The sequence below is a fragment of the Allobosea sp. AK1 genome (assembly GCF_006714945.1).
Classification (GTDB): domain Bacteria; phylum Pseudomonadota; class Alphaproteobacteria; order Rhizobiales; family Beijerinckiaceae; genus Allobosea; species Allobosea robiniae.
The window spans coordinates 4,228,266-4,250,445 of sequence record NZ_VFMG01000001.1 but is presented as its reverse complement, the minus strand read 5'-3'; the positions used below and the strand labels follow the sequence as shown (position 1 = coordinate 4,250,445).

The following is a 22,180-nucleotide window of genomic DNA, read 5'->3' as shown; positions in this document are numbered from 1 at the left end:
TCAGCCCTTTCCGCCGCCGGCAGGGCCGCGATACAACATGCCGCGCGCGGCCAGGACCACGACGACGATGGCGAGCTGAACCACGCCCATGATCATCGCGACGGCCGAAGCCATGGAGTAGTCGTATTCCTCGAAGGCCGCCTGATAGGCCGCGATCGAGATCACCCGGGTCGGCCCCGAGGGCGCGCCGAGCAGCACGGCCGAGGGGAAGACCGAGAAGGCCTGCACGAAGCTCAGGCAGAAGGTGATCGCAAGCCCCGGCAGCAGGAGCGGGAACAGGATGTGCTTGAAGCGCTCCCACGGCCCGGCACCCAGCGTCGCGCCCGCCTGTTCCAGCGCCGGATCGATGCCGGAGAGGTAGGACAAGGTCAGCAGGAAGGTGAAGGGGAAGCCGGTGATGACCAGCGAGAGCATCACGCCCCAGTAATTATGCAGCAGCTTCACCGGCGAGGAGATGATGCCGAAGGTCATTAGCACGCGGTTGAACCAGCCCTGCGGCCCCAGATAGTTCAGCAGGCCCTCGGCGACGAGCACGGTGCCGAGCGTGATCGGGATCACCAGGATCGTGGTCAGCAGGCGCTGGTTCTTCATCAGCCGGACGCGGAAGGCGATCGGGATCGCCAAGAGCAGCGTCGCGACCGTCACCGGCAAGGCGAGCCAGAGCGTGGTCCCGATCGTCCCATAGAGGAAGGAATCGGAGAAGAAGCGCTGGTAGTTGGCGAAGATGCCGCCCTGCTTCGGCTCGAAGGAGAGCACGAGCCCGTACAGGAACGGATAGATGAACAGCGCCAGCAGGAACAGGATCGCGGGGACGACGAGCAGCGTCAGCCCGTCCAGCCCGCGCGCCGCCAGCCGCTGCTTCAGCGGGATGGAGGTGATGTCCGCACTCACGCCGCCGCTCCATAGACGAGGACGCGCTCGGGATCGGCGGCGAGCGTCACGGTCTCGCCCGGCGCCAGCTTGTCATGGGCGAGGAAGGACAGATCCGTGCCATCCGCCATGCGGGCGAAGCCGACGAATTCGCGGCCGCGGAACTCGGTCGAGACGACCTGCGCCTTGAGGCCGGCCTGCCCGGCCGCCACCGGATGCAGATCCTCCGGGCGGATCGCCAGATAGCCTTCGGCACCAGCGGAGAGTGTGTGACGCGCGCGGCCCGAAAGCTGCGCATCGCCGACAGCGACCGTCGCTCTGCCCTCGCCGACGGAGGCGACCTTGCCCTTGACCTTGTTGCGGAAGCCCATGAACTCGGCGACGTCGAGATGGTCCGGCCGCATGAACAGGTCTTCCGGCGCGCCGACCTGGCGGACCTGACCGTCGCGCAGCACCACGATCCGGTCGGCGAGCGAGAGCGCCTCCTCCTGGTCGTGGGTGACGTAGATCGTAGTGGCGCCGAGCGTGTTGTGGATGCGGCGGATCTCGGCGCGCATCTCGAGACGCAGCTTGGCATCGAGATTCGACAGCGGCTCGTCCATCAGCACCAACGGCGGCTCGACCACGATGGCACGCGCGATCGCGACGCGCTGCTGCTGGCCGCCGGAGAGCTGGCCCGGCAGCTTCTCGGTCTGGCCCTGGAGACGCACCAGCGCAGCGGCTTCCGCCACGCGCTTGTCGATCTCGGCGCGCGGCAGGCCGCGCATCTTCAGGCCGAAGCCGATGTTCTTGTTCACGTTCATATGCGGGAACAGGGCATAGCTCTGGAAGACCATGCCGAAGCCGCGCTCTTCCGGACGCAGCGGATCGATGCGCCTGTCGTCGAGCCAGATGCCGCCACCGGTCGCCGGAAGCAGCCCCGCGATCAGGTTCAGCGTCGTCGACTTGCCGCAGCCGGACGGGCCGAGCAGCGCGATGAACTCGCCCTTGCCGATCGTCAGCGAGACGTCCTTGAGCGCGTTATGGGTGCCGAAGTCACGGCTCAGACGGTCGAGCCGAAGCTCGCGGAACGAAGCTGCGTTGATGGTCATGGCTTCCGGATGGATCTGAGAAACGGGATCGAAGGACGGCGGCGGTCCCCCGGCGCGTGCCGGAGCCCGCCGCCGCACCAGTCTTACTTCTTCTTGGCGCCGCCGACCTGCTCGTCCCAGATCCGGAAGGCGATCACCATCTTGTCGGGGTTGAGCGGGGTTTCCATCGGGTTGTCGGCGATCAGCTTCTCGTATTCGGGGCGGCCGAACTCGGCGATGGCCTTCTGGCTGGAGGCAGGCGCCATCGAGAGCGGCACGTCCTTCACCGCCGGACCCGGATAGAAATAGCCTTCGTCATAGGTGTAGGCCTGCTGCGCCGGGGTCAGCATGTGGCGGATCAGGTCGAGCAGCACGTTGAGCTTCTCGTCGGAAACGCCCTTGGGGATCATCATGTACTGGGCGTCGGTGACCCAGTGGAACCCCTTCAGGGCCTGGATCTTGGCTTCCTTCGGCACGATGCCGAGCACGCGCGGGTTGATGTCCCAGCCAGTGGTCGAGATGATGATGTCGCGCGAGCCGTCGCCGAGCTCCTTCATCGTCTGGCCGGTGCCGGCGGGGTAATACTCGATGTTCTCGCCGAGCTCCTTGAGATAGGCCCAGGTCTTGTCCCAGCCCTTCTCGGGATCCTTCGGATCCTTGTCGCCGAGGAGGTAGGGCAGACCCATGATCCAGGTGCGGCCGGGTCCGGAATTGGCCGGGCGCCCGTAGAAGAAGCGGTTCTTGTTCTGCTTGGTCCAGGCCAGCAGCTCCTCGGCGGTGGTGGGCACCTGCTTGACGCGCTCGGGCATATATTCGAGCAGCGGCCCGGAGGGGTAATAGACCATCGCCATGCCCTGGCCCTGGCCGAGATTGTGCATGGCCAGCGCCGGCTTGAGGAAGACATCCTCGGGCTTCGGCAACTCGGATGCGTGGCTCGGCAGCAGCTCGACCCAGAGCTTCTGCTCGATGCCCGCCGAAAGCACGTCGAGGCCGCCGATGACGAGATCGATATCGACGCGGCCAGCGTTCTGCTGGGCCTTGATCTTCGCCGGCAGCTCTGGCGCCGGGGCCTTGGTGAAGACCATCCGCGAGACGGCCTTGGGATTCGCCTTCGGATAGTTCTCCAGCGGCGTCTGGACGAGGGCGAGCGCCCCGCCGACGTCGATGACGCTGATGGTGAGCGGAGCCGCCGGCAGCTTGAGCTGCTGCGCGAACACGCCCGGCGCATGCGCTGCGACACCGAGTCCGGCGACGCCGCCGATGAAATGACGCCGATTGATGCTGTCGTGAGCCATGATTTCTCCTCCCGATGCGGATGCCCGCTTATGAACTTTATTATGCTGCGCCGATCCGGCCGCCGCGATCCCGTTCCTGCCCCTCGATCCAGGAACTTATCAAGTCGACGAACCTGCCAAGTTGACGCAGCCCCCGGTTGATCAGTATCCTAGTATACTAGTCGTCGAGAGCTTGGCAATGGCCCACCCTGCAACCCGTCATAGCACGGACCAGATCTACAGCGTGCTGCGCACCGACGTGATCAGCGGCGCGCTGAAACCGCGTGAAGCGATGTCGGAGGCGCGGATGGCGTTGCGCTTCGGCGTCAGCCGCACACCCGTGCGCGAGGCGTTCAAGCGGCTGGTCGATGAAGGCTTCCTCGTCGCCGTGCCGCAGGTCGGCACCTTCGTCGCGCCGATCGACCTCGCCGCCGTCCATGACAGCCAGTTCGTGCGCGAGACGCTGGAGTGCCGCACCGTCGTGCTGGCCGCGCAGCGCATCGGCGACGCCGATTGCCGCCGGCTCGCGGCGCAGGTCGAGGAGCAGGCGGAAGCCGTGCAGCGGGGGGACAGGACCGAGATCTTCCGCCTCGACGAGGTGTTCCATGCCGAGATCTCGCGCATTGCCGGCCATCGTGCCGTCTGGAGCATGATCGAAGGCATGAAGGCCCAGATGGACCGGGTGCGCTGTCTCTCGCTGGAGACGCCGTCCTGGTCCGAGGTGATCCTGAACGAGCACAGGATCATCGCGGCCTGCGTCATGAAGCACGACGCGAAAGGCGCGGAGGCCGCGATGCGCGCGCATCTGCGCACCGTCTTCGCGACGATCGACACGATCGCGAAAGACCATGCGGACGCCTTCGACGATTCCCGCCTCGCCCACGAAGCCTCCTGACGCCCGCGTCCCCGACCAGCGACATCTCTTGTAAGGATATCACACCATGGAACAATGCTGGCGCTGGTTCGGGCCGGACGATGTCGTGACTCTGGCGCAGGCCCGGCAGGCTGGCGCGACCGGCATCGTCAACGCGCTGCACCAGATCCCTTATGGGGTGGTCTGGAGCGTCGATGAGATCGAGAAGCGCCAGGCGATCGTGCGCGCCGACAAGAGCCTCGGCCTGGAATGGAAGGTGGTCGAGAGCCTGCCGATTCATGAGAGCGTCAAGATCGGCGAGGGCGACCTCGAAACCATCTTCGAGAACTACCGCCAGTCGATGCGCAACCTCGCCGCCTGCGGCCTCGAGGTGATCTGCTACAATTTCATGCCGGTGCTGGACTGGACCCGCACCGAGCTCGCCCACAAGCTGCCGGGTGGCGGCACGGCTTTGCGCTTCAACCTGCATGAATATGTCGCGCTCGACCATTTCATGCTGAAGCGCAAGGGCGCCGACGAGGGCCATTCCGCCGCGGTGATGGACAAGGCGAAGGCCTGGTTCGACAACTCCTCGCAGGCTGATCGCGACCGGCTGCTCTCCAGCGTGATGGCCGGCCTGCCCGGCGCGTTCGACCGCTACGACCTGCCCGGCCTCGCCCGCATCCTCGATCGCTATGCCGGCATGACGCACGATAAGCTGCGCGCCAACCTGAAGCGCTTCCTCGAAGCGATCATCCCGACCGCCGAGGAGGTCGGCATCCGCATGTGCATCCATCCGGACGATCCGCCGCGCTCGCTGTTCGGCCTGCCGCGGATCTGCTCGACGGAGGAGGACATCGCCTACATCCTCGGCTCGGTGGAATCCTCCGCGAACGGACTGACGCTGTGCTCGGGCTCGCTCGGCGCCAATCCGAAGAACGACGTGCCCAAGATCGCGCGGCGCTTCGCCGACAAGATCTGGTTCGCGCATCTGCGCAACGTCGCCAAGGACCCGGACGGCTCGTTCATGGAGGCCGAGCATCTCGGCGGGGACACCGACATGGTCGCGCTGGTCGATGCGCTGATGGCCGAGGAGCAGCGCCGGAAGGCTGCCGGCCTCAGCGCCTGGCAGATCCCGATGCGGCCGGACCACGGCCACGAACTGCTCGACGATGTCGGCAAGGGCAGCTTCCCGGGCTATCCCGCCGTCGGGCGTCTGCGCGGGCTGGCCGAGCTGCGCGGCGTCATGGCCGCCCTTGCACAGGTCAAGGGCTACGCTGCCTGAGACGCGAAAGGCGGGCCAAAAGGCCCGCCTTTGCTAAACTATCGAAGCGCCCGCGGCCTCAGTGATCGTGGGAATGGCCCTTGTGGCCATGGGCGGCGCCATGGCCGTGGCCATGATCGTGGTGGCCGTGCCCGTGATGATCGTGGTCATGGCCGCAGCCGCAACCCTCGCCATGGGCATGCTGGTGCTCGTGACCATGCTCGTGCTTGTGCCCATGCGCATGATCGTGGCCGTGATGGTCGTGATGATGCCCATGGCCGTGGTCATGGCCATGATGGTGGTCATGGTGGTCGTGCCCGCAACCGCAATCATCGCCATGGGCGTGGTGATGGACTTCCGCCTCCGGTTGGAACGGACGCTCGACCACCGTCATGGAGCAGCCCTGCCCACGCACCAATTCGCCGAGCGCCGCATCGTTCGGGATGTAAAGGGCGTCGGCCGCCATCTCGGCCGGGACGTGATGGCCGCCGAGATGCCAGGCGAGACGCACCAGCCGCAGCGGGTTCTCGGCGCGGATTTCCAGCAGGCTTTCCGGCGCCGCCTTGATCTGGACCAGCGTGCCGTCTTCCAGCTTCAGCGCGTCGCCGTCGTTCAGCGTCGCCGCCTTGTCGAGCGAGATCGCGAGTTCCAGCCCGCCCGTCGCGCGGACACTGACGCCATTGATCGTGCGGTCGCGGTGACCGAGGGCCAGCGTATCGACGACGCGCTCGGCCTTGACGGCGGCCTTGCGAAGGACGGAGGTGGCGCGGAGCATCGGCGGCGATCCCATGGCTTGAGGCCAGGGCGCCACGCGCCCGAGCCCGGATCGCAGCTTAGTAGCACAAACCGGCGGCCGTGCTACCAAGCTCGGATGTCACAGGGGTCTCAGCGCGGCAGCGCCTTGACCTCGGTGTCGAACTTCTTGAGCAGGCGCGAGCGCTCGGCCGGCGAGCCCCAGCGCGGGGTGTCGTAGTCGATCAGCTTCATCTCCGAGAATTTCGGCGCGTCCGGCGAGAGCAGCGAATTCTTGTTCGACGGGATCGAGTTGATCTTCAGCTTCGCATTGATGTTCTGAGCATCGGGCGAGAGCGTGAAATCGACGAATTTGCGCGCGGCCTCGGGGTTCTTGCCGCCCTTGATGACCGAGACCGAGCCGGTCTCGTAGCCAGTGCCCTCGCAGGGAGCGACCGTCTCGATCGGCGCGCCCTGCAGCTTCTGCGTCAGCATGTCGTGGATGAAGGCGATGCCGACCGCCGTCTCGCCAAGCGCCGCCGCCTTGACCGGGGCGATGCCGGACTTGGTGTACTGGCTGATGTTCTTGTGCAGGCTCTTGAGGAACTCGAAGCCCTTCTCCTCGCCGAGGCGTTGCACCGTCGTCGCCAGGAAGACATAAGCGGTGCCGGACGAGCTGGGATCGGCGATCTGGACCTCGTCGCGCAGCTTGGGATCGAGCAGGTCGGCCCAGCATTTCGGCGCGGCGATGCCCTTCTTCTTGAGGACCTCGGTGTTGTAGCCGACGCCGAGCGCGCCGAGATAAATGCCGTTGGTGCGGAACTTGGACTGCTCGGCATGGCGCTGCGCCCAGTCATGCAGCTCCGGCAGCTTCGGCGACTTGTACTCGTCGAGCAGGCCTTCGTCGGCCGCCTGGAGATGCGGCTCGCCCGGCCCGCCCCACCAGACGTCGCCGCGCGGGTTGCTCGCCTCGGCCTTGACCTGCGCATAGACCTCGCCGGTGCTCTTGCGGACCATCGCGACCTTGATGCCGGTCGCCTTCTCGAACATCGCCGCGCCCTCGCGGCACTGCTCCTCGAGGATCGAGCAATAGACGGTGACCTGACCCTGGGCGAAGGCCGGGGCCGAGAAAGCCAAGCCGGCCAAGAGCGCGCCAACAGGCGCAAAACGCGAAGCAACCATGGTGATCCTCCCGATCGGATTCGTTTGCCGACGAAATGACCGGCGGGAGGATGGGGAGTCAAGCGAGGGGCGGCTAAGCCTCGCCTTCCGGCTTATCGGCCGCGGCGATGGCGACCGCCTCGGCCGGCTGCGCGCGTTTCTTCTTGGCCGCCGGCTTCTTGCGCCGCTTCAGCCTCGTCTTCGGCAATTGCGTTTCCTGCAGCATCTCGAGCTGGACCTGCTGGATCTCGGCGAGGCGCTGCCATTGCCGGGTGACGAGATGGTCCATCTTCTCGTGCAGATGCCGGATTTCGAGCTCGGCCTTGAGATTGACCTGATAATCGTTGAGCGAGCGCAGCCGATCCTTCGATTCCTGCCGTTTCTGGCTCATCATGATGATCGGCGCCTGCACCGCCGCGATGCAGGACAGCACTAGGTTCAGCAGGATGAAGGGATAGGGGTCGAAAGCCTTGGCGTCCCCCATCAGGCCGTTGATCGCCATCCAGACGACGAGCACGAAGCCGAAGCTGATCAGGAAGGCCCAGGAGCCGCCGAAGCTCGCGAGATTGTCGGAGAAGCGCTCGCCCAGCGTGCGGTGCTCCTCGAAATCATCCTCGGTATTCTCGGCGATGGTCTCCTGCCGGGCGATGCTTTCGGCGACCTCGCGGTCGAGGTCGGAATATTCGCCGTGCTCCTCGCGCAGGATCTCCTCGACATAGCGGGTGCGGTAGCGGGCGAGCTCCTTCAGGCTGATCAGCGCATGATCGGGCATATCGGGGAAATCGGCGCGGATATGGTCGGCGAGCGCCGGGCGCAGCGTGCCGACCTCGACGAGGTTCCGGCGCGCCATCTCCTGGCCGCTGATGGCGCAAATTCCGCGCTTCTTGCTGGCTGCGCCGGCGAGGCTCGCCGGATCGGCCAGGGTCGCGAGAGCGCCCGACGGCGCCTCCGCGACCCGATCGTCATCCTGTTCCTGTGTCATTCCCTGCCTGTCATTGCGTCTTGAGCCTTGCGCAGATTGCACCTGATCCCCGCGCCGATACCAGCACCCGAAAAAGCCGCGCCGATGGCAGCCAGGACCAGAAACAGCTTGCCCGGCGAGGCGGCGGCCTCTCCGGGCTCATGATCGTCGCGGGGGCTGGAAGAGCCCTCTTCAGGCGAGGGCTTCAGCCCTTCGGCTTCTCGTCCTTGCCGATCTCGTCAGAATCCTCGCCATCCTCTTCGGATTCGTCGGCTTCCTCTTCCTCCTCACCCTCGTCTTCGTCTTCATCCTCTTCCTCGCCCTCTTCGTCGAGGTCGAGATATTCGTAGCCGAAGACGATCTCGCCGGTTTCCGGATCGAAGGCGCTGGCCGAGGAATCCTCGAAGGCCTCGATCAGCAATTCGGCATCCTCGGCCCCGTCGACATCGAAGCGGCGCACGGCCTCCTCCCCATCGGCCCGGAGAACGAGTTCAATCGACCAACCCTTCCCCGTGGTGTCGTAGATGCATTTGAGACCCTGGATCGCCAGCATGATGCTCTCTCCTGAGCGCGGCAGCGCGCGCCGGGTCAGATGCCCGACGCGCGTGACGGCTGCGCGACGCTGGAGGAAAGAGGGAAGAGAGCGGCGAAACAGTTAGGCGCCGGCCTGCGCGAGGAAGCGCTCGACCTCGTCGCGGCGCGGGGCGCCGCTGCGGCCGCCGAAGCGGGTGCATTTGATCGCGGCGGCCGCCGAGGCGAAGCGGATCGCGGTCGGTTCGTGCTGCCCCTCGGCCAAGGCGAGCGCGAAGGCGCCGTGCCAGACATCGCCTGCGCCCAGCGTATCGACGGTGTCGACGACGAAAGCCGGGCTGTGCCGGACCTCGCCGCCCTCGACGAAGAGCACGCCTTCCTTGCCGAGCGTGACCGCAAGCCAGGTCGGGATGCCGGCCGCCACCTTGCTCAGGCCGGCACGCGGATCGTCCTCGCCCGAAATCTCGCGCAGGGCCTGCTGGCTGAAGGCGACATGGCTCGCCGTGCCCACCAGATCGGGATGCGGCGGCCTGCGATCGCCGTCGAGCACGCCGGGCACGCCGGCTGCGCGAGCGAGCGTCAGGGCGGCAAGCGCCCCCTCCCCCCAGCGGGTATCGGCAAGCACGGCGCCTGCTCCCGCCGGCAAGCGCGAAGGTAGCCAAGCGACGTCCTCCGGCATGGCCGGATCGGAATAGGAGATCACCATGCGCTCGCCTTCGGCATCGACCAGGATGGCCGAGACCGGAGAGCGCAGGCCGGCGACGCGGCGCGCGAAGGCCGCATCGACGCCTTCCGATTCGAGATCAGCCACGATCTGGTCGCCGGTCAGGTCATCGGCGAGGCGCGTCGCCAGCCAGCAGGCGCCGCCGAGGCGGGCGATCGCGACCGAGGCATTGCCGGCGCAGCCGCCACCGACCACGGCGAGCCCGCGCGAGCGGTATTTCTCGCCGCGGGTCGGCATGGTCTCGACGCTGTAGACATAGTCCAGCGTCGCGATACCCAGGCAGAAGACGCCGGCCAAGGCCTTACCAGTTCCCGGTATTCGGCATGCTCGCCCACGGCTCGGCCGGCGGCTTCGGATCGCCCTTCTGCAACAGCTCGATCGAGATGTTGTCGGGCGAGCGGATGAAGGCCATGTTGCCGTCGCGCGGCGGGCGGTTGATGGTGACGCCGGCCTTCATCAGCTTGTCGCAGAGCGCGTAGATGTCGTCGACCTCATAGGCGAGATGGCCGAAATTGCGGCCGCCGGTATAGGTTTCCGGGTCCCAGTTATAGGTCAGCTCCAGCGTCGGACTGCCGCGCGAGGCGCCGGCCTTCGCTCCCGCCAGGTCGTCGGAGGCTGCGAGGAAGACCAGCGTGAAGCGGCCCTTCTCGTTCTCGATGCGGCGGGTTTCGACCAGCCCGAACTTGTTGACGTAGAAATCCAGCGCCTGATCCAGATCGGTCACGCGCACCATGGTGTGGAGATATCGCATCGGTCGTCCTCGTTGTGTGGCGGCAGGGTTGATCCGTTTCCTAAATCAGGCAAGAGCATCGGCACTTCAGACCAACTCGCCAAGCCATCCGAACAGGACGCGCCATGACGACAACGCAAGACGGGCCGGAAACGGCACCGGCCGTGCGCGCCACGCCCGCACAGATCGCGCAGATCAAGCAGCGCGCTGCGATCCTCTCGGTGATGGCGACGATCCTGCTGACGGCCGCGAAGATCGTCGGCGCCACCATCTCCGGCTCGCTCGCCCTGCTCACCGACGCGCTGCAGGGGCTGGTCGATGTCGGCTCGACGCTGTTCACCTGGTTCGCCGTCCGCGCCTCCGACAAGCCGGCCGATGACGAGCACCATTACGGCCACGGCAAGGTCGAGGCGCTGGCCGCGCTGGTCGAGACCGCGATCCTGTTCACGCTCGCCGGCGCGATTCTGTGGGAGGCCGGCAACCGGCTCTGGACCAACGTCATCGCGCATGTCGAGGTGACGCCGCTCGTCATCGGCGTGCTCGTGCTCTCCATGATCGTCGACGCAATTCGCTGGCGCTCGCTGACCAAGGTCGCCAAGGAGACCGGCAGCGAGGCGCTTGCCGCCGAAGCCACGCATTTCTCGGCTGATTTCGTCGGCTCGACGCTGGTGCTCGTCGGCCTCATCGGCGTCTGGTACGGCATCGAGCGGGCCGATACCGCAGCCGCCTTCGCGATCGCGGCCTATACCGCCTTTTCGGCCTATCGCCTTGCCCGGCGCGTCCTCGACACATTGATGGACACAGCTCCCGAGGGCATGAGTGAAAAGCTCCGCGAGATCGCGCGCGGCGTGCCGGGCGTGGTCGGCGTCAACTGGCTCCGGGTGCGTCCGACCGGCGGGCGCGTCCATGGCGAGATCGGCATCAGCGTCTCGCGGACGCTGCCGCTCGACCGGGTGGTGGCGATCAAGGCCCAGCTCGGCGAGGCGCTGGTGAAGGTCGAGCCCGATGCCGAGATCACGATCACGGCCGATCCCGTGCAGGTCGACGACGAGACGGCGCTGGAGCGCGTGCTGCTGATCGCGCTCAAGCTCAAGATCCCGGTGCACCATGTCACCGTCCACTCGATCGGCGACAAGCTTTCCGTCAGCCTCGACATGGAAGTCGACCAGAGCCTGCCGCTCGGCGAAGCCCATGAGATCGCGACCCGGCTGGAAAGCGCGATCCGGGCCGAATTCGGCGGCGAGACCGAGGTCGAGACCCATATCGAGCCGATGGAGACGGGCCAGCCCGCCGGCCATAACGCCGCCTGGGAAACGGTCGAGGATATCGGCAAGGCGCTCGCCGGCGAGGCCGCGAAGCTCTCCGGGCCGATCCACGACATCCACAGCGTGCGCGTGCGCCAGACCGCCAAGGGGTTGGTCGTCAACTACCATTGCCGCGTCGACCCGGGGCTTAACGTCGCCGCCGTGCATGACGCGGTCGATGCGATCGAACGCGCGGTTCGGATCGCCCGCCCGCAGGTCTGCCGGCTGGTGAGCCATGCGGAGCCCGCGGTTCCGGCCGGGGCAAACTGACCCGTCGCGCCGGACGAGGCTTCCGGCCCCGTCCGGCAAAGGCTACACACGCACCCTGACTCTCGCCATCAGGGTTCCCATGCGTACCGAAGATGCCCCGCTGATCCGCCTCGAGGATTACCGCCCCAGCGACTGGCTGATCGACACGGTCGATCTCGATGTCAGCCTGCATCCGCAGAAGACGCGGGTGCGCGCCCTGCTGGCGCTGCGGCCCAACCCGGAGGGCCAGCCCGGCGCGCCGCTCAAGCTCGACGGCGACGAACTTGTGCTGAAGTCGCTCGCCATCGACGGCAAGCCGCTCGACCCCGCTAGCTACACGGTGACGCCGCAGGCGCTGACGATCCCCGCCCCGCCGGCGCATGATTTCACGCTGACGATCGAGACCGAGCTCGACCCCTCCGCCAATACCAAGCTGATGGGGCTCTACCGCTCCTCGAAGGTCTATTGCACGCAGTGCGAGGCGGATGGCTTCCGCCGCATCACCTATTTCCTCGATCGACCGGACGTGATGAGCGTCTATACCGTCCGGCTCGAAGCGGCGAAGGCGGAAGCGCCGGTGTTGCTCTCCAACGGCAATCTCGTCGCGGCGGCGGAGCTGCCCGGCGGCGACCGGCACTTCGCCGTCTGGCACGACCCGCACCCCAAGCCCGCCTATCTCTTCGCGCTGGTCGGCGGGGCGCTCGACCATGTCCGGCAGGATTACGTCACCGCCGACGGCCACAAGGTCGAGCTCGCCGTCTATGTCGAACCGGGCAAGGCCGATCGTGCCGGCTGGGCGCTGGATTCGCTGGTGCGATGCATGCGCTGGGACGAGCAGGTCTTCGGCCGCAACTACGATCTCGACATGTTCAACGTCGTCGCCGTCTCCGATTTCAACATGGGGGCGATGGAGAACAAGGGCCTCAACATCTTCAACGACAAATACGTGCTCGCCGATCCGCAGACTGCGACCGACGGCGACTACGCCTCGATCGAGGCGATCATCGCCCATGAGTATTTCCACAACTGGACCGGCAACCGCATCACCTGCCGCGACTGGTTCCAGCTCTGCCTGAAGGAAGGGCTCACCGTCTTCCGCGACCAGGAATTCTCCGCCGACGAGCGCTCGCGCCCTGTAAAGCGCATCGCCGATGTCCGCACCCTGCGCTCGACCCAGTTCTCGGAGGATGCCGGCCCCCTCGCCCATCCGGTCAGGCCGCGCGCCTACAAGGAAATCAACAACTTCTACACGCCGACGGTCTATGAGAAGGGCGCGGAGGTGATCCGCATGCTCAAGGTCCTGATCGGTGAGGACGCCTTCAAGCGCGGCATGGACCTCTATTTCGAGCGCTGCGACGGCACGGCCGCGACAATCGAGGAATTCCTCGGCTGCTTCGCCGAGGCCTCGGGCCAGAACCTCGATCATTTCGCCCGCTGGTACGAGCAGGCGGGCACGCCGACCATCGTCGCCTCCGGCCGCTACGACGCGGCGGCGAAGCGCTACACGCTCGACCTCGCGCAGAGCACGCCGCCGACACCCGGCCAGACGGAGAAGCAGCCCGTCGTGCTGCCGATCAAGCTCGGCCTCGTCGGCGCGAAGGGCGACCTGCCGCTGAAGACCGCGTCCAACGCCTATGCCGGCGACGGGCTCGTCGTGCTCGACCAGCCGTCACTGTCGGTCACCTTCGAGGACGTCGCGGAAGCGCCGATCCCCTCGCTGATGCGCGGCTTCTCGGCGCCTGCGCGGCTCGATCTCGATTTGTCGGATGCGGACCTGCTCCGGCTGTTCTCGGCCGACAGCGATTCCTTCAATCGCTGGCAATCGCTCCAGAGCGTCGCGACGCGCGTGCTCGTGACTGCCGGCAAGCCCGGTGCCGATGCGGACGTGCTGGCAGCGACCGCCGGCAAGCTCGGCGAAGCACTGCGTAGCTTCCTCAAGGCGGATGGGCTGTCCGACCCGGCCTTCGCGGCGCAGGTGCTGCGCCTGCCCGCGCCGGCCGATATCGCTCGTGAGATCGGTGGGGATGTCGACCCCGACGCGATCTTCGCCGCCCATCGCAAACTGTCGACCGCGATCGGCACCGCCCTGCTCGGCGAGTTGCCGGGCCTGCGAGGCGCGCTCGCAGCCAGCGGCGCCTATCGCCCCGATGCAGCCTCGGCAGGGCGACGCGCACTGCGCAACGAACTGCTCGGGCTGGCGGCGCTGGCCGCTCCGACCGAGGCTGCCGATCTCTGTGAGCAGCAATTCGCCGATGGCGACAACCTGACCGATCGCCTCGCCGCGCTCGCGGCAATGACGCTGATCCCAGGCGAGCGCCGGGAGTCGCTGATCGCGCGTTTCGCCGAGGCCTATGCCAACGAGCCGCTGGTGCTCGACAAATGGCTGATGGCGCAGGCGCTGATCGCCGAACCCGGCACGCTGGAACGCGTCAAGACGCTGATGCAGCACCCAGCCTTCTCGCTCGGCAATCCCAATCGCGTGCGGGCGCTGATCGGCGGCTTCGCGGCGAACCTGACCCAGTTCAACCGGGCGGATGGCGCAGGCTATGATTTCGTCGCCGATATCGTCGTCGCGCTCGACAAGACCAATCCGCAGGTCGCTTCGCGACTGCTCGGCTCGTTCAAGAGCTGGCGCATGCTGGAGCCCGGCCGAAAGCGCCTGGCGCGGGAGGCGCTGAGCACCGTCGCGGCCCTGCCGAACCTGTCGCGGGACGTCGCCGACATCGCCGAAAGAGCGCTCGCCTGAGCGCTCTCCGGGAATCGTTAACGCCGACCTGTCCAAAAGATTAACGTTTCATTACCCGCGCAGGATTCATCGGCATAAGCACTGCAACCTAAAGGAGAATTCGACACTCCTGACTCAACTCAGGGCTAGACAAACCGAGGCGCCCGGATTCAACTGACGGTGATTCGCGGGGATGCGGCACGTCTCCCGATCTTACTGACGGTAAAGTTCCGAAGGGGGACCGGGCATGTCGCGTGCAAACGCGGGCTGCGCACCTGTGCGCGCCGATACGATTCTGGGTGTAGCGCGCTCGCTGACGCACCCTCTGTATCATCGCTTCGAAAGCTTCGAACCTGCCTTTCGCACCGCAATCCCTGCGTTTGTGGGACTTTTCCTCATCATTCTCGGTGCCGGCGCGCTGATCCAGACCTCGGCCATGCGCGACGACGCCCTCGTCGACGCGGCCGGCGACATGGACCTGGTCTCGGCTCTGGTCGCCCGGGAGCTCGACGCCGCCACGCTGGCGGGCAAGGAGCCCACCGCCGTCCTCGCAGCACTCACCGCCCGCCACCTCGCGGCCCATGGCCGCTTCGTCCATGTCAGCGGCGCCGATGGCCGCGTCATCGCCAGCGAACCGGTGATCGGCCAGACGCAGCGCACGCTCGTCGACTTCCTCGGCCAGACCCAGCCTCTCACCGTATTCGGCGACCGCGCCGGCGTGATGCGCATTACCCTGCCGAACGGCGCCGACGCCTTCGCCAGCGTGCGCAACCTCGCTGCCCCCCTCGGGCAGGTCGCGGTGCTGCAGCCGGTCTCGCGGGCGCTCTCGACCTGGCAGATCCGCCGCTCGGGCCTGATCATCCTGTTCGGCTCCGCCGGCCTTATCCTCGGTGTCACCACGCTCGCCTTCATGCTCCAGTCGAAGCGGGCGAGCGCCGCCGACCAGGATTGCGACTGCGTCCGCGAACGCATCGACACCGCGCTCAACCGCGGCCATTGCGGCCTGTGGGACTGGGACCTCGCGCGGGGCCGCATCTACTGGTCGGATTCGATGTATGCCCTGCTCGGCTATGACCGCACCGGCGAATACATGTCCTTCGGCGAGGTCTCGAGCTTCATCAACCAGGACGATGTCGACCTCTATGCGCTCGCCGACGCGATCAGCCGCGGCGAGGCCGACCATCTCGACCGCGAGTTCCGCGTCCGCTCCGCCACCGGCGAATGGATCTGGCTCAAGGCTCGTGCCGAGCTGGTCATCGATCGCCGCACCCGCGCGCGCCATCTCGTCGGCATCGTCGTCGACATCTCCGAGCAGCGCCGCATGGCCGAGCGCACCGCCACCTCCGATGCCCGCCTGCGCGACGCCGTCGAGGCGATCTCGGAAGCCTTCGTGCTGTGGGATGCCGACAACCGCCTCGTGCTCTGCAACGCCAAGTACCAGCAGCTCCACCAACTCCCGGCCGACGCCCTGCAATCCGGCGCCTCCTACGACGAGATCATGGAGCTCTCGGCCCAGCCGCAGATCGACCGCGAGCCGATGCGGGTGCAACGCGGCATGGCCGGGGCCTCCTACGAGGCCCGCCTCTCGGATGGCCGCTGGCTGCAGATCAACGGCCGCCGCACCAAGGATGGCGGCTCGGTCTCGGTCGGCACCGACATCACCAAGCTGAAGCAGCAGGAAGAGCGGCTGACCCAGTCCGAGCACCAGCTCCTGATGCATGTCACCGACCTCAAGGCCTCGCGCCAGAAGCTCGAAGCCCAGGCCCAGCAGCTCGCCGATCTCGCTGAGCGCTATCTCGAGCAAAAGGCTTCAGCCGAAAGCGCCAACCGCGCCAAGTCCGAATTCCTCGCCAATATGAGCCACGAGCTGCGCACGCCGCTCAACGCCATCATCGGTTTCTCCGAGATCATGGAGAACGGCCTGTTCGGCCCGCTCGGCGAGAAATACACCGACTATGTCCGCGACATCCGCACCAGCGGGGGTTATCTCCTGGGGATCATCGACGACATCCTCGACATGTCCCGCATCGAATCCGGCCGCCTGCGGCTGGAAAAGAGCGAGATCGCTCTCGGCCCGGTGCTCGACCAGGCGCTGCGGAAGGTCCAGCCGGAGGTCGAACGCAAGCAGCTCGTGCTGGCCATCGAAGGCCCGCTCGACACCCATCTCGAAGCCGACCCGCACGCGCTCTACCAGATCCTCGGCAACCTGCTCGACAACGCCGCCAAGTTCACGCCGGAAGGCGGGCGGATCGCGGTCCGTACCCGCCATGTCCCCGGCGCGCTCAACATCTTCATCGAGGATACCGGCATCGGCATCCCCAAGGAGAAGATCGACCGCGTCGGTCGCCCGTTCGAGCAGGTCGAGGGCGATCTGGTGCGCAGCTACAAGGGTTCGGGCCTGGGCCTCGCCATCGCCCGCTCGCTCGTCGAGCTGCATGGCGGCTCGCTCCGGCTGCGCTCGGCGATCGGCGCCGGCACCATCGTCATGATTCACCTGCCGCTCGACGGCGGCGCCGACCGCATCACCGCGCAGGCAGCTTGAGCGTCAGCCAGCCTTCGCCTTCGACAGCACGCGGGTGAAGATCGCCCTCACCGCGCCGCGAACCTCGTCGAGCTCCGCTTTCATCACTTTCGCATCGGGCCGGCCGACGGCCGTCGCGATTCTCCTGAGCACCCGGGGCGGCACGGCCTTGGGATCGAAGGCCTCCTCGACCGTGAAACGCTGCCAGAGCTGGACGTCGCCGATCAGGCGATGCGCTTCGAGCAGAACAGAGGCATCCCCGTCCGAGAGCAGGCCAGCCGCCTTGGCTGCCGCGAAGACCGAGGCCGTGTCGTTGACGATCAGGCCGGGGTGTTCGCTGGCATAGGCCAGCAGCAGGAACTGGGCGAGGAAGTCGAGATCGGTGATACCGCCGGCCGCGAGCTTCAGGTCCCAGGAATCCTTCTCGCCCTTCTCCCTGGCAATCAGCGCGCGCATCTCCGCGACCGCCGCCGCGACCTTGGCCGGCTCGCGCTTGCGCGACAGGATCGCGCGGATCGAGGCCTCCGCCCGCTTCGCCAATCCGGCATCACCGACCACGACGCGGGCACGGGTCAGCGCCATCTCCTCCCAGATCTCGGCCTCGCCCTGATGATAGGCCTCGAAGCCCGCGAACTGGGTCGCGGCCGGGCTCTTGTTGCCGGTCGGGCGCAGGCGCATGTCGACCTGATAGAGCGTGCCGCGTCGCGTCGGCACAGTCAGCGCCGCGACGAGGCGCTGGGTGAAGCGGACATGCCAGGTGACGGGATCGAGGCTTCTGGCGCCGTCGCTCGCGCCGGCATCCTCCGGCCGGTCGTAGAGCAGGATCAGGTCGAGATCGGATGAAGGCGTGAGCTCGCCTGCGCCGAGCCGGCCAAGACCGAGCACGACCGTCTCCGCCCCTTCGATGGCGCCATGGTCTTCCGTGAAGGATCGGCGGGTGTCAGCGAAGGCGACGCGCAGGCAGGCCTCGGCGACAGCGCAATAGGCGTGCCCCGCCCCTTGTGCCGGGTAGACGCCGGAGAGGAGGCGCGCGCCGACCAGGAAATTCTCCTGCCGGGCCGCGTCGCGCAGGCGGTCGAGCCCGTCCTCGACGCTGGGCGGCGGCGAGCCGACATGATTGCGGATGCGCCGCTCCAGCGCCTCGACATCGAGCACCGCCTGCCCGAAGGCCGGGTCGATGACGCCGTCGAGCACATGCGGGTGCAAGGCCGCGACCTTGGCGAGACGCGGCGCGCTGCCGAGGATCTCGGCGAAGAGCGTCAGCAGGGAATCATGCGAGCGCAGCAGCGTCAGCAATTCGACCGCCGCCGGCATGCGGACGAAGGCGTTGTCGAGATGGGCGAGCGCGCCATCTGGGTCGGCGGTGCGGCCGAGCGCGACGAGCAGCGCCGGCGTCAGCTCCGTCAGCACCTCGCGGGCGCGGGCGCTGGTCACGGCGGCGCGGCGGCCGAAATGCCAGCCGCGCACCGTCTCCGCCGCGGTCGCGCCATCGCGGAAGCCGAGCTTGCCCAGCGTCTCGATCGTCTCGGGATCGGCTTCCGAGCCGGTGAAGCTCAGCGTCCCCGCCTCGGAGGCAAGGCTCGGCCCTTCCTCGAAGAGCAGGGCGTAATGCCCTTCGACGCACTTCGCATGCGCGGTCAGCGCCTTGCCGAAGGCAGCGGTCGAGGGATAGCCGCAGAAGCGGGCGAAGGCTTCGAGATCGCCCGCCGCCTTCGGCAGGGTCTGCGTCTGCTCGTCGGCCTGCATCTGCAGGCGGTGCTCGATGGTGCGCAGCCAGCGATAGGATTCCGACAACTCGTCGCGGGCCTGCGGCGTGATCCAGCCTTCGGTCGTCAGTTCGCCGAGCATCTCCAGCGTGCGCGGCCCGCGCAGGGCCGGGCGACGGCCGCCGAAGACGAGCTGCTGGGTCTGGACGAAGAACTCGATCTCGCGGATGCCGCCGCGGCCGAGCTTCACGTTGTGGCCGGCGACCGCGATGGTCTCGTGGCCCTTCACGGTCTGGATCTGGCGCTTCATCGCATGGATGTCGGCGATGGTCGCGAAGTCGAAATACTTGCGCCAGATGAAGGGCGCGAGATCCCCAAGGAAGCGCCGGCCGAGCTCGATATCACCCGCGATCGGCCGCGCCTTGATCATGGCCGCGCGTTCCCAGTTCTGGCCGACCGTCTCGTAATAGGAATAGGCCGAGGGCAGCGAGACTGCGACATGGGTCGAGGCCGGATCGGGCCGCAGGCGCAGGTCGACGCGGAAGACATAACCGTCCGGCGTGCGCTCCTGGATGATACGCGCGATCTGCTGGGTCAGCTTGACGAAGAAGCTTGTGGGCTCGGCGACGCCGGCCGCTTCAGCGGCCTCGGGATCGAAGAAGACGACGATGTCGATATCGGAGGAATAGTTCAGCTCGCCGGCGCCATGCTTGCCCAGCGCCAGCACGACGAGGCCGGAGTCGGGGCCGGAATTGGCGAGATTCGGGAGATTGATCCGGCCAAGATCCGCGGCCTGCCGCAGGACGTGGTCGGTGGCGAGGCGCGCCGCCATGTCGGCGGTTTCGGTCAACGCGCCCGTTACGGTCTCGACATCCCAGGCACCGCCGATATCGGCGAGCGCGATCAGGAGTGCCATGGCGCGGCGGAAGCGGCGCAATTCGCGCATCAGGTCCGCAGTTTCACAGCCCGCCTCGGCGAAGGCCGCTATCCCGGCCAGCAGCGCATCGCGACGGACTTCCGGCGCCTCCGTCAGGCTGGCGAGCAACCCGGCCGGGTCAAAGCGCATGATCTGCGTCAGGAAGGGCGAATGGGCGAGGATGCCGGCGACCAATGCCGCGCTGCGCGGATGCTCGGCCAGATGCGCCTTGAGCGCCTCGGCCGCTTCCTCGTCATGGAGGCGCTCGATCAGCTCTCGCTTCAGCAGCGCATCGGCCCTGGCCTTCGCCGGCAGGACCGGCGCAGCCTCGAGCCTGTCACAGAGCCGTTCCGCCATCGTTCATCGTCCTGCCTCAGTGGATCGGCACGCCAGCAGGGTTTGGCGCCGCTGTCGAGGCGGCAGGCTCGGCGAGGGCCGGCGTGTCCACAGGCTTGGGGCTGCCGACGGGCAGGAGGATGACGACGCGCAGGCCCGGCGCATTATCCTCCAGCGTGAGGCTACCGCCATGCAGGCGCACCACGCCGGCCACCAACGACAGGCCGAGCCCGAAGCCCGGCTTGCTGCGGCTGGTATCGAGCCGGACGAAACGATCGAAGACGCGGCCGCGATCGGCCTCCGGAATCCCTGAGCCATGGTCGGCGACGGAGAGCTCGACCTGATCGCCAATCGCCCGGGCAGAGACCGCCACGGTGCCGTCGCCGCCCTGCTCCGGCGCGCCGTATTTCAGAGCGTTGTCGATCAGGTTGTTCAGGGCCTGCCCGATCAGTTCGCGATTGCCGCGGACTTTCAGGCCAGGGGCGACATCGCTGGCGAGCGACAGGCCGGCTTCCTCGGCCAGCGGCTCGTAGAGCTCGGCGAGGCCGGAGACGATCTCGGAAATGTCGAGCTCGCTCATGTTGTCGCTGACGCGACCGGCCTCCAGCCGCGCGATCATCAGGAGCGCGTTGAAAACACGGATGAGGTTGTCCGCCTCCTCGATCGAGCCGTCGAGCGCCGCCCGCAATTCATCCGGCGATTTCGCAGTCCGCAGCGCCTCCTCCGCCCGGTTGCGCAACCGGGTCAGCGGCGTCTTGAGGTCATGGGCGATATTGTCGGTGACCTGCTGCATGCTGGCCATCAATTCACCGATGCGGTCGAGCATGGCGTTGAGGTTGAGCGCGAGCCGGTCGAGCTCGTCGCCGGTGCCAGTGATGGCGAGCCGGCCTTTCAGGTCGCCCTCCATGATGCCATGCGCGGTTTCGCTCATGCCGTCGATGCGCTTCAGCACACGCCGGGCCACGAACCAGCTGGCGAAGCAGCCGAGGATAAGGACCAGCGCCAGCGACCAGCCGGCGGCGCGCCGGATGACGATGCCGAGCCGATCGCGCTCCTCGAGGTCGCGGCCGACGAGCAGGCGGAACCCGGCCGGCAGCAAGAACACGCGCACCAACGCGCGGCTCGGTGTGTCGACCGTCTCGCTGGAGCGGGCATATTCGATCTCGCTCTCGCCGGTGCGATCGAGCGTGCCGGGCGGGATCGCCTCGACATTGCCGGCGATGCGCTCTCCCACCGGCGTGGTGACGAGGTAGAGCGAGGCGCCCGGCGCGCGCGAACGGCGCTCGACGATGTTGACGATACGGCGGATGCCGCCCTGGCGCTGCTGCTCGGCCAGACCCTGGATCTCGGCATCGATGGTCGAGCGGATCTGGTCGTCGAGCAGGCGCTTGGCGTTCCAGGCGACATAGCCGAGGACGAAGGCGGCAAAGAGCGCGAAGATGACGAGATAGGCCGCCGTCAGCTTGAAGGCGGTCGTGCGGAACAGCGTGGGCAGGAAGCGCTGGCGTTTGTGCGAGGGGGCGTCAGCGGGCGCTGTCACGGACCATGTATCCCGCGCCGCGGATGGTGTGGATCATCGGCAGCTCGAAACCCTTGTCGACCTTGGCGCGCAGGCGGCTGACATGCACGTCGATGACATTGGTCTGGGGATCGAAATGATAATCCCAGACGTTCTCCAGCAGCATGGTGCGGGTCACGACCTGCCCGGCATGCTTCATCAGATATTCGAGCAGGCGGAACTCGCGCGGCTGCAGGACGATCTCCTGGCCCTCGCGCGTGACGCGATGGGCAAGCCGGTCGAGCACCAGCTCGCCGACGCGATAGGTCGTAGGCTCGGCGGCTGGAGCACCGCGGCGCCGCGCCAGCACCTCGACGCGGGCGAGCAGCTCGGAGAAGGCATAGGGCTTGGGCAGGTAGTCGTCGCCGCCGGCCCGCAGGCCCTTCACCCGGTCGTCGACCTGGGCGAGTGCGGAGAGGATCAGGGCGGGCGTATCGTCCTTCTGCTCGCGCAGGGAGCGGATCAGCGAGAGCCCGTCGAGGCGCGGCAGCATGCGGTCGATGACCAGCACGTCGTAGCCGCCGCCCTCGGCCATGGCATAGCCTTCCAGCCCGTCCGCGGCATGGTCGGCGACATGGCCGACTTCGCGGAAAGCCTTGGTCAGATAGGCCGCAGCCTCGGCATCATCTTCGACGATCAGGAGTCGCATAGACCAACCCTATCTCAAGAAACGCGAAAACGGCAGGCCGGAGGAT

The 22,180-nt window shown here is 67.1% G+C and carries 17 protein-coding genes; 5 read left to right on the top strand and 12 right to left on the bottom strand.

Annotated elements, in window-relative coordinates:
* The 3 genes from FHT98_RS20420 to FHT98_RS20410 form a co-directional block, all read right to left on the bottom strand.
* The gene (locus FHT98_RS20420) at positions 1 to 891 is read right to left on the bottom strand and encodes an ABC transporter permease (protein ID WP_244492694.1); all 891 of its coding nucleotides are present in this window, start codon (positions 889 to 891) and stop codon (positions 1 to 3) included.
* Positions 888 to 1,955, bottom strand: a complete 1,068-nt coding sequence (locus FHT98_RS20415; RefSeq protein ID WP_061965530.1) for an ABC transporter ATP-binding protein — start codon at positions 1,953 to 1,955, stop codon at positions 888 to 890. The genes FHT98_RS20420 and FHT98_RS20415 overlap by 4 nt, the downstream gene beginning before the upstream one ends.
* 89 nt (positions 1,956 to 2,044) lie before the next feature.
* Entirely contained in the window at positions 2,045 to 3,235 is a 1,191-nt protein-coding gene (locus FHT98_RS20410; RefSeq protein WP_061964393.1) for an extracellular solute-binding protein, read from the bottom strand.
* A 178-nt stretch (positions 3,236 to 3,413) separates the two neighbouring features.
* On the opposite strand from FHT98_RS20410, the gene FHT98_RS20405 reads away from it, so the two are divergent.
* Complete coding sequence (locus tag FHT98_RS20405) at positions 3,414 to 4,109, top strand: GntR family transcriptional regulator (protein ID WP_061964395.1); 696 nt, start codon at positions 3,414 to 3,416, stop codon at positions 4,107 to 4,109.
* Between the two features lie 46 nt (positions 4,110 to 4,155).
* A complete protein-coding gene (gene uxuA / locus FHT98_RS20400; RefSeq protein WP_142115118.1) occupies positions 4,156 to 5,352 on the top strand; it encodes a mannonate dehydratase in 1,197 nt (398 codons plus the stop codon).
* A 58-nt stretch (positions 5,353 to 5,410) separates the two neighbouring features.
* Here the strand turns inward: uxuA and FHT98_RS20395 are convergent, their stop codons facing one another.
* The 6 genes from FHT98_RS20395 to FHT98_RS20370 form a co-directional block, all read right to left on the bottom strand.
* Positions 5,411 to 6,106 carry an urease accessory protein UreE gene (locus FHT98_RS20395; RefSeq protein WP_113586012.1) on the bottom strand — a complete coding sequence of 232 codons (696 nt, stop codon included), beginning with the start codon at positions 6,104 to 6,106 and terminating at the stop codon, positions 5,411 to 5,413.
* A 110-nt stretch (positions 6,107 to 6,216) separates the two neighbouring features.
* Positions 6,217 to 7,245, bottom strand: coding sequence for an ABC transporter substrate-binding protein (locus FHT98_RS20390; protein WP_091855702.1), 1,029 nt, complete (start codon positions 7,243 to 7,245; stop codon positions 6,217 to 6,219).
* Positions 7,246 to 7,318: 73 nt separating this feature from the next.
* Positions 7,319 to 8,206 carry a DUF1003 domain-containing protein gene (locus FHT98_RS20385; RefSeq protein WP_142115116.1) on the bottom strand — a complete coding sequence of 296 codons (888 nt, stop codon included), beginning with the start codon at positions 8,204 to 8,206 and terminating at the stop codon, positions 7,319 to 7,321.
* 184 nt (positions 8,207 to 8,390) lie between these two features.
* Positions 8,391 to 8,738, bottom strand: a complete 348-nt coding sequence (locus FHT98_RS26275; RefSeq protein ID WP_185745227.1) for a hypothetical protein — start codon at positions 8,736 to 8,738, stop codon at positions 8,391 to 8,393.
* A gap of 102 nt (positions 8,739 to 8,840) precedes the next feature.
* A complete protein-coding gene (locus FHT98_RS20375) occupies positions 8,841 to 9,737 on the bottom strand; it encodes a PfkB family carbohydrate kinase (protein ID WP_142115112.1) in 897 nt (298 codons plus the stop codon).
* Positions 9,738 to 9,741: 4 nt separating this feature from the next.
* Positions 9,742 to 10,191 carry a VOC family protein gene (locus FHT98_RS20370; protein WP_091855705.1) on the bottom strand — a complete coding sequence of 150 codons (450 nt, stop codon included), beginning with the start codon at positions 10,189 to 10,191 and terminating at the stop codon, positions 9,742 to 9,744.
* 104 nt (positions 10,192 to 10,295) lie between these two features.
* Here FHT98_RS20370 and FHT98_RS20365 point away from each other — a divergent pair, with 104 nt between their 5' ends.
* The 3 genes from FHT98_RS20365 (at position 10,296) to FHT98_RS20355 (ending at position 16,990) form a co-directional block, all read left to right on the top strand.
* Positions 10,296 to 11,744, top strand: coding sequence for a cation diffusion facilitator family transporter (locus FHT98_RS20365; protein ID WP_142115110.1), 1,449 nt, complete (start codon positions 10,296 to 10,298; stop codon positions 11,742 to 11,744).
* A gap of 79 nt (positions 11,745 to 11,823) precedes the next feature.
* Entirely contained in the window at positions 11,824 to 14,469 is a 2,646-nt protein-coding gene (gene pepN / locus FHT98_RS20360) for an aminopeptidase N (RefSeq protein WP_142115108.1), read from the top strand.
* Positions 14,470 to 14,830: 361 nt separating this feature from the next.
* Positions 14,831 to 16,990, top strand: a complete 2,160-nt coding sequence (locus FHT98_RS20355; protein ID WP_248309265.1) for a PAS domain-containing sensor histidine kinase — start codon at positions 14,831 to 14,833, stop codon at positions 16,988 to 16,990.
* Positions 16,991 to 16,993: 3 nt separating this feature from the next.
* Here FHT98_RS20355 and FHT98_RS20350 read toward each other — a convergent pair whose 3' ends face one another.
* Genes FHT98_RS20350 through FHT98_RS20340 form a run of 3 tightly spaced genes read right to left on the bottom strand, consistent with a single transcriptional unit; the run spans position 16,994 to position 22,134 of the window.
* A complete protein-coding gene (locus FHT98_RS20350) occupies positions 16,994 to 19,948 on the bottom strand; it encodes a bifunctional [glutamine synthetase] adenylyltransferase/[glutamine synthetase]-adenylyl-L-tyrosine phosphorylase (RefSeq protein WP_142115104.1) in 2,955 nt (984 codons plus the stop codon).
* A gap of 16 nt (positions 19,949 to 19,964) precedes the next feature.
* Positions 19,965 to 21,467 carry a sensor histidine kinase gene (locus FHT98_RS20345; protein WP_142115102.1) on the bottom strand — a complete coding sequence of 501 codons (1,503 nt, stop codon included), beginning with the start codon at positions 21,465 to 21,467 and terminating at the stop codon, positions 19,965 to 19,967.
* Positions 21,451 to 22,134, bottom strand: coding sequence for a response regulator transcription factor (locus FHT98_RS20340; protein WP_061964415.1), 684 nt, complete (start codon positions 22,132 to 22,134; stop codon positions 21,451 to 21,453). Before FHT98_RS20340 ends, FHT98_RS20345 begins: the two co-directional genes overlap by 17 nt.
* Between the last annotated feature and the right edge of the window lie 46 nt (positions 22,135 to 22,180).

Coding starts and splice junctions, on each gene's coding strand:
- pepN (WP_142115108.1), top strand. CDS start 11,824: ATGCGTACCGAAGATGCCCCGCTGATCCGCCTCGAGGATTACCGCCCC.
- FHT98_RS20365 (WP_142115110.1), top strand. CDS start 10,296: ATGACGACAACGCAAGACGGGCCGGAAACGGCACCGGCCGTGCGCGCC.
- FHT98_RS20370 (WP_091855705.1), bottom strand. CDS start 10,191: ATGCGATATCTCCACACCATGGTGCGCGTGACCGATCTGGATCAGGCG.
- FHT98_RS20395 (WP_113586012.1), bottom strand. CDS start 6,106: ATGCTCCGCGCCACCTCCGTCCTTCGCAAGGCCGCCGTCAAGGCCGAG.
- FHT98_RS20385 (WP_142115116.1), bottom strand. CDS start 8,206: ATGACACAGGAACAGGATGACGATCGGGTCGCGGAGGCGCCGTCGGGC.
- FHT98_RS20405 (WP_061964395.1), top strand. CDS start 3,414: ATGGCCCACCCTGCAACCCGTCATAGCACGGACCAGATCTACAGCGTG.
- FHT98_RS26275 (WP_185745227.1), bottom strand. CDS start 8,738: ATGCTGGCGATCCAGGGTCTCAAATGCATCTACGACACCACGGGGAAG.
- FHT98_RS20350 (WP_142115104.1), bottom strand. CDS start 19,948: ATGGCGGAACGGCTCTGTGACAGGCTCGAGGCTGCGCCGGTCCTGCCG.
- FHT98_RS20410 (WP_061964393.1), bottom strand. CDS start 3,235: ATGGCTCACGACAGCATCAATCGGCGTCATTTCATCGGCGGCGTCGCC.
- FHT98_RS20390 (WP_091855702.1), bottom strand. CDS start 7,245: ATGGTTGCTTCGCGTTTTGCGCCTGTTGGCGCGCTCTTGGCCGGCTTG.
- uxuA (WP_142115118.1), top strand. CDS start 4,156: ATGGAACAATGCTGGCGCTGGTTCGGGCCGGACGATGTCGTGACTCTG.
- FHT98_RS20340 (WP_061964415.1), bottom strand. CDS start 22,134: ATGCGACTCCTGATCGTCGAAGATGATGCCGAGGCTGCGGCCTATCTG.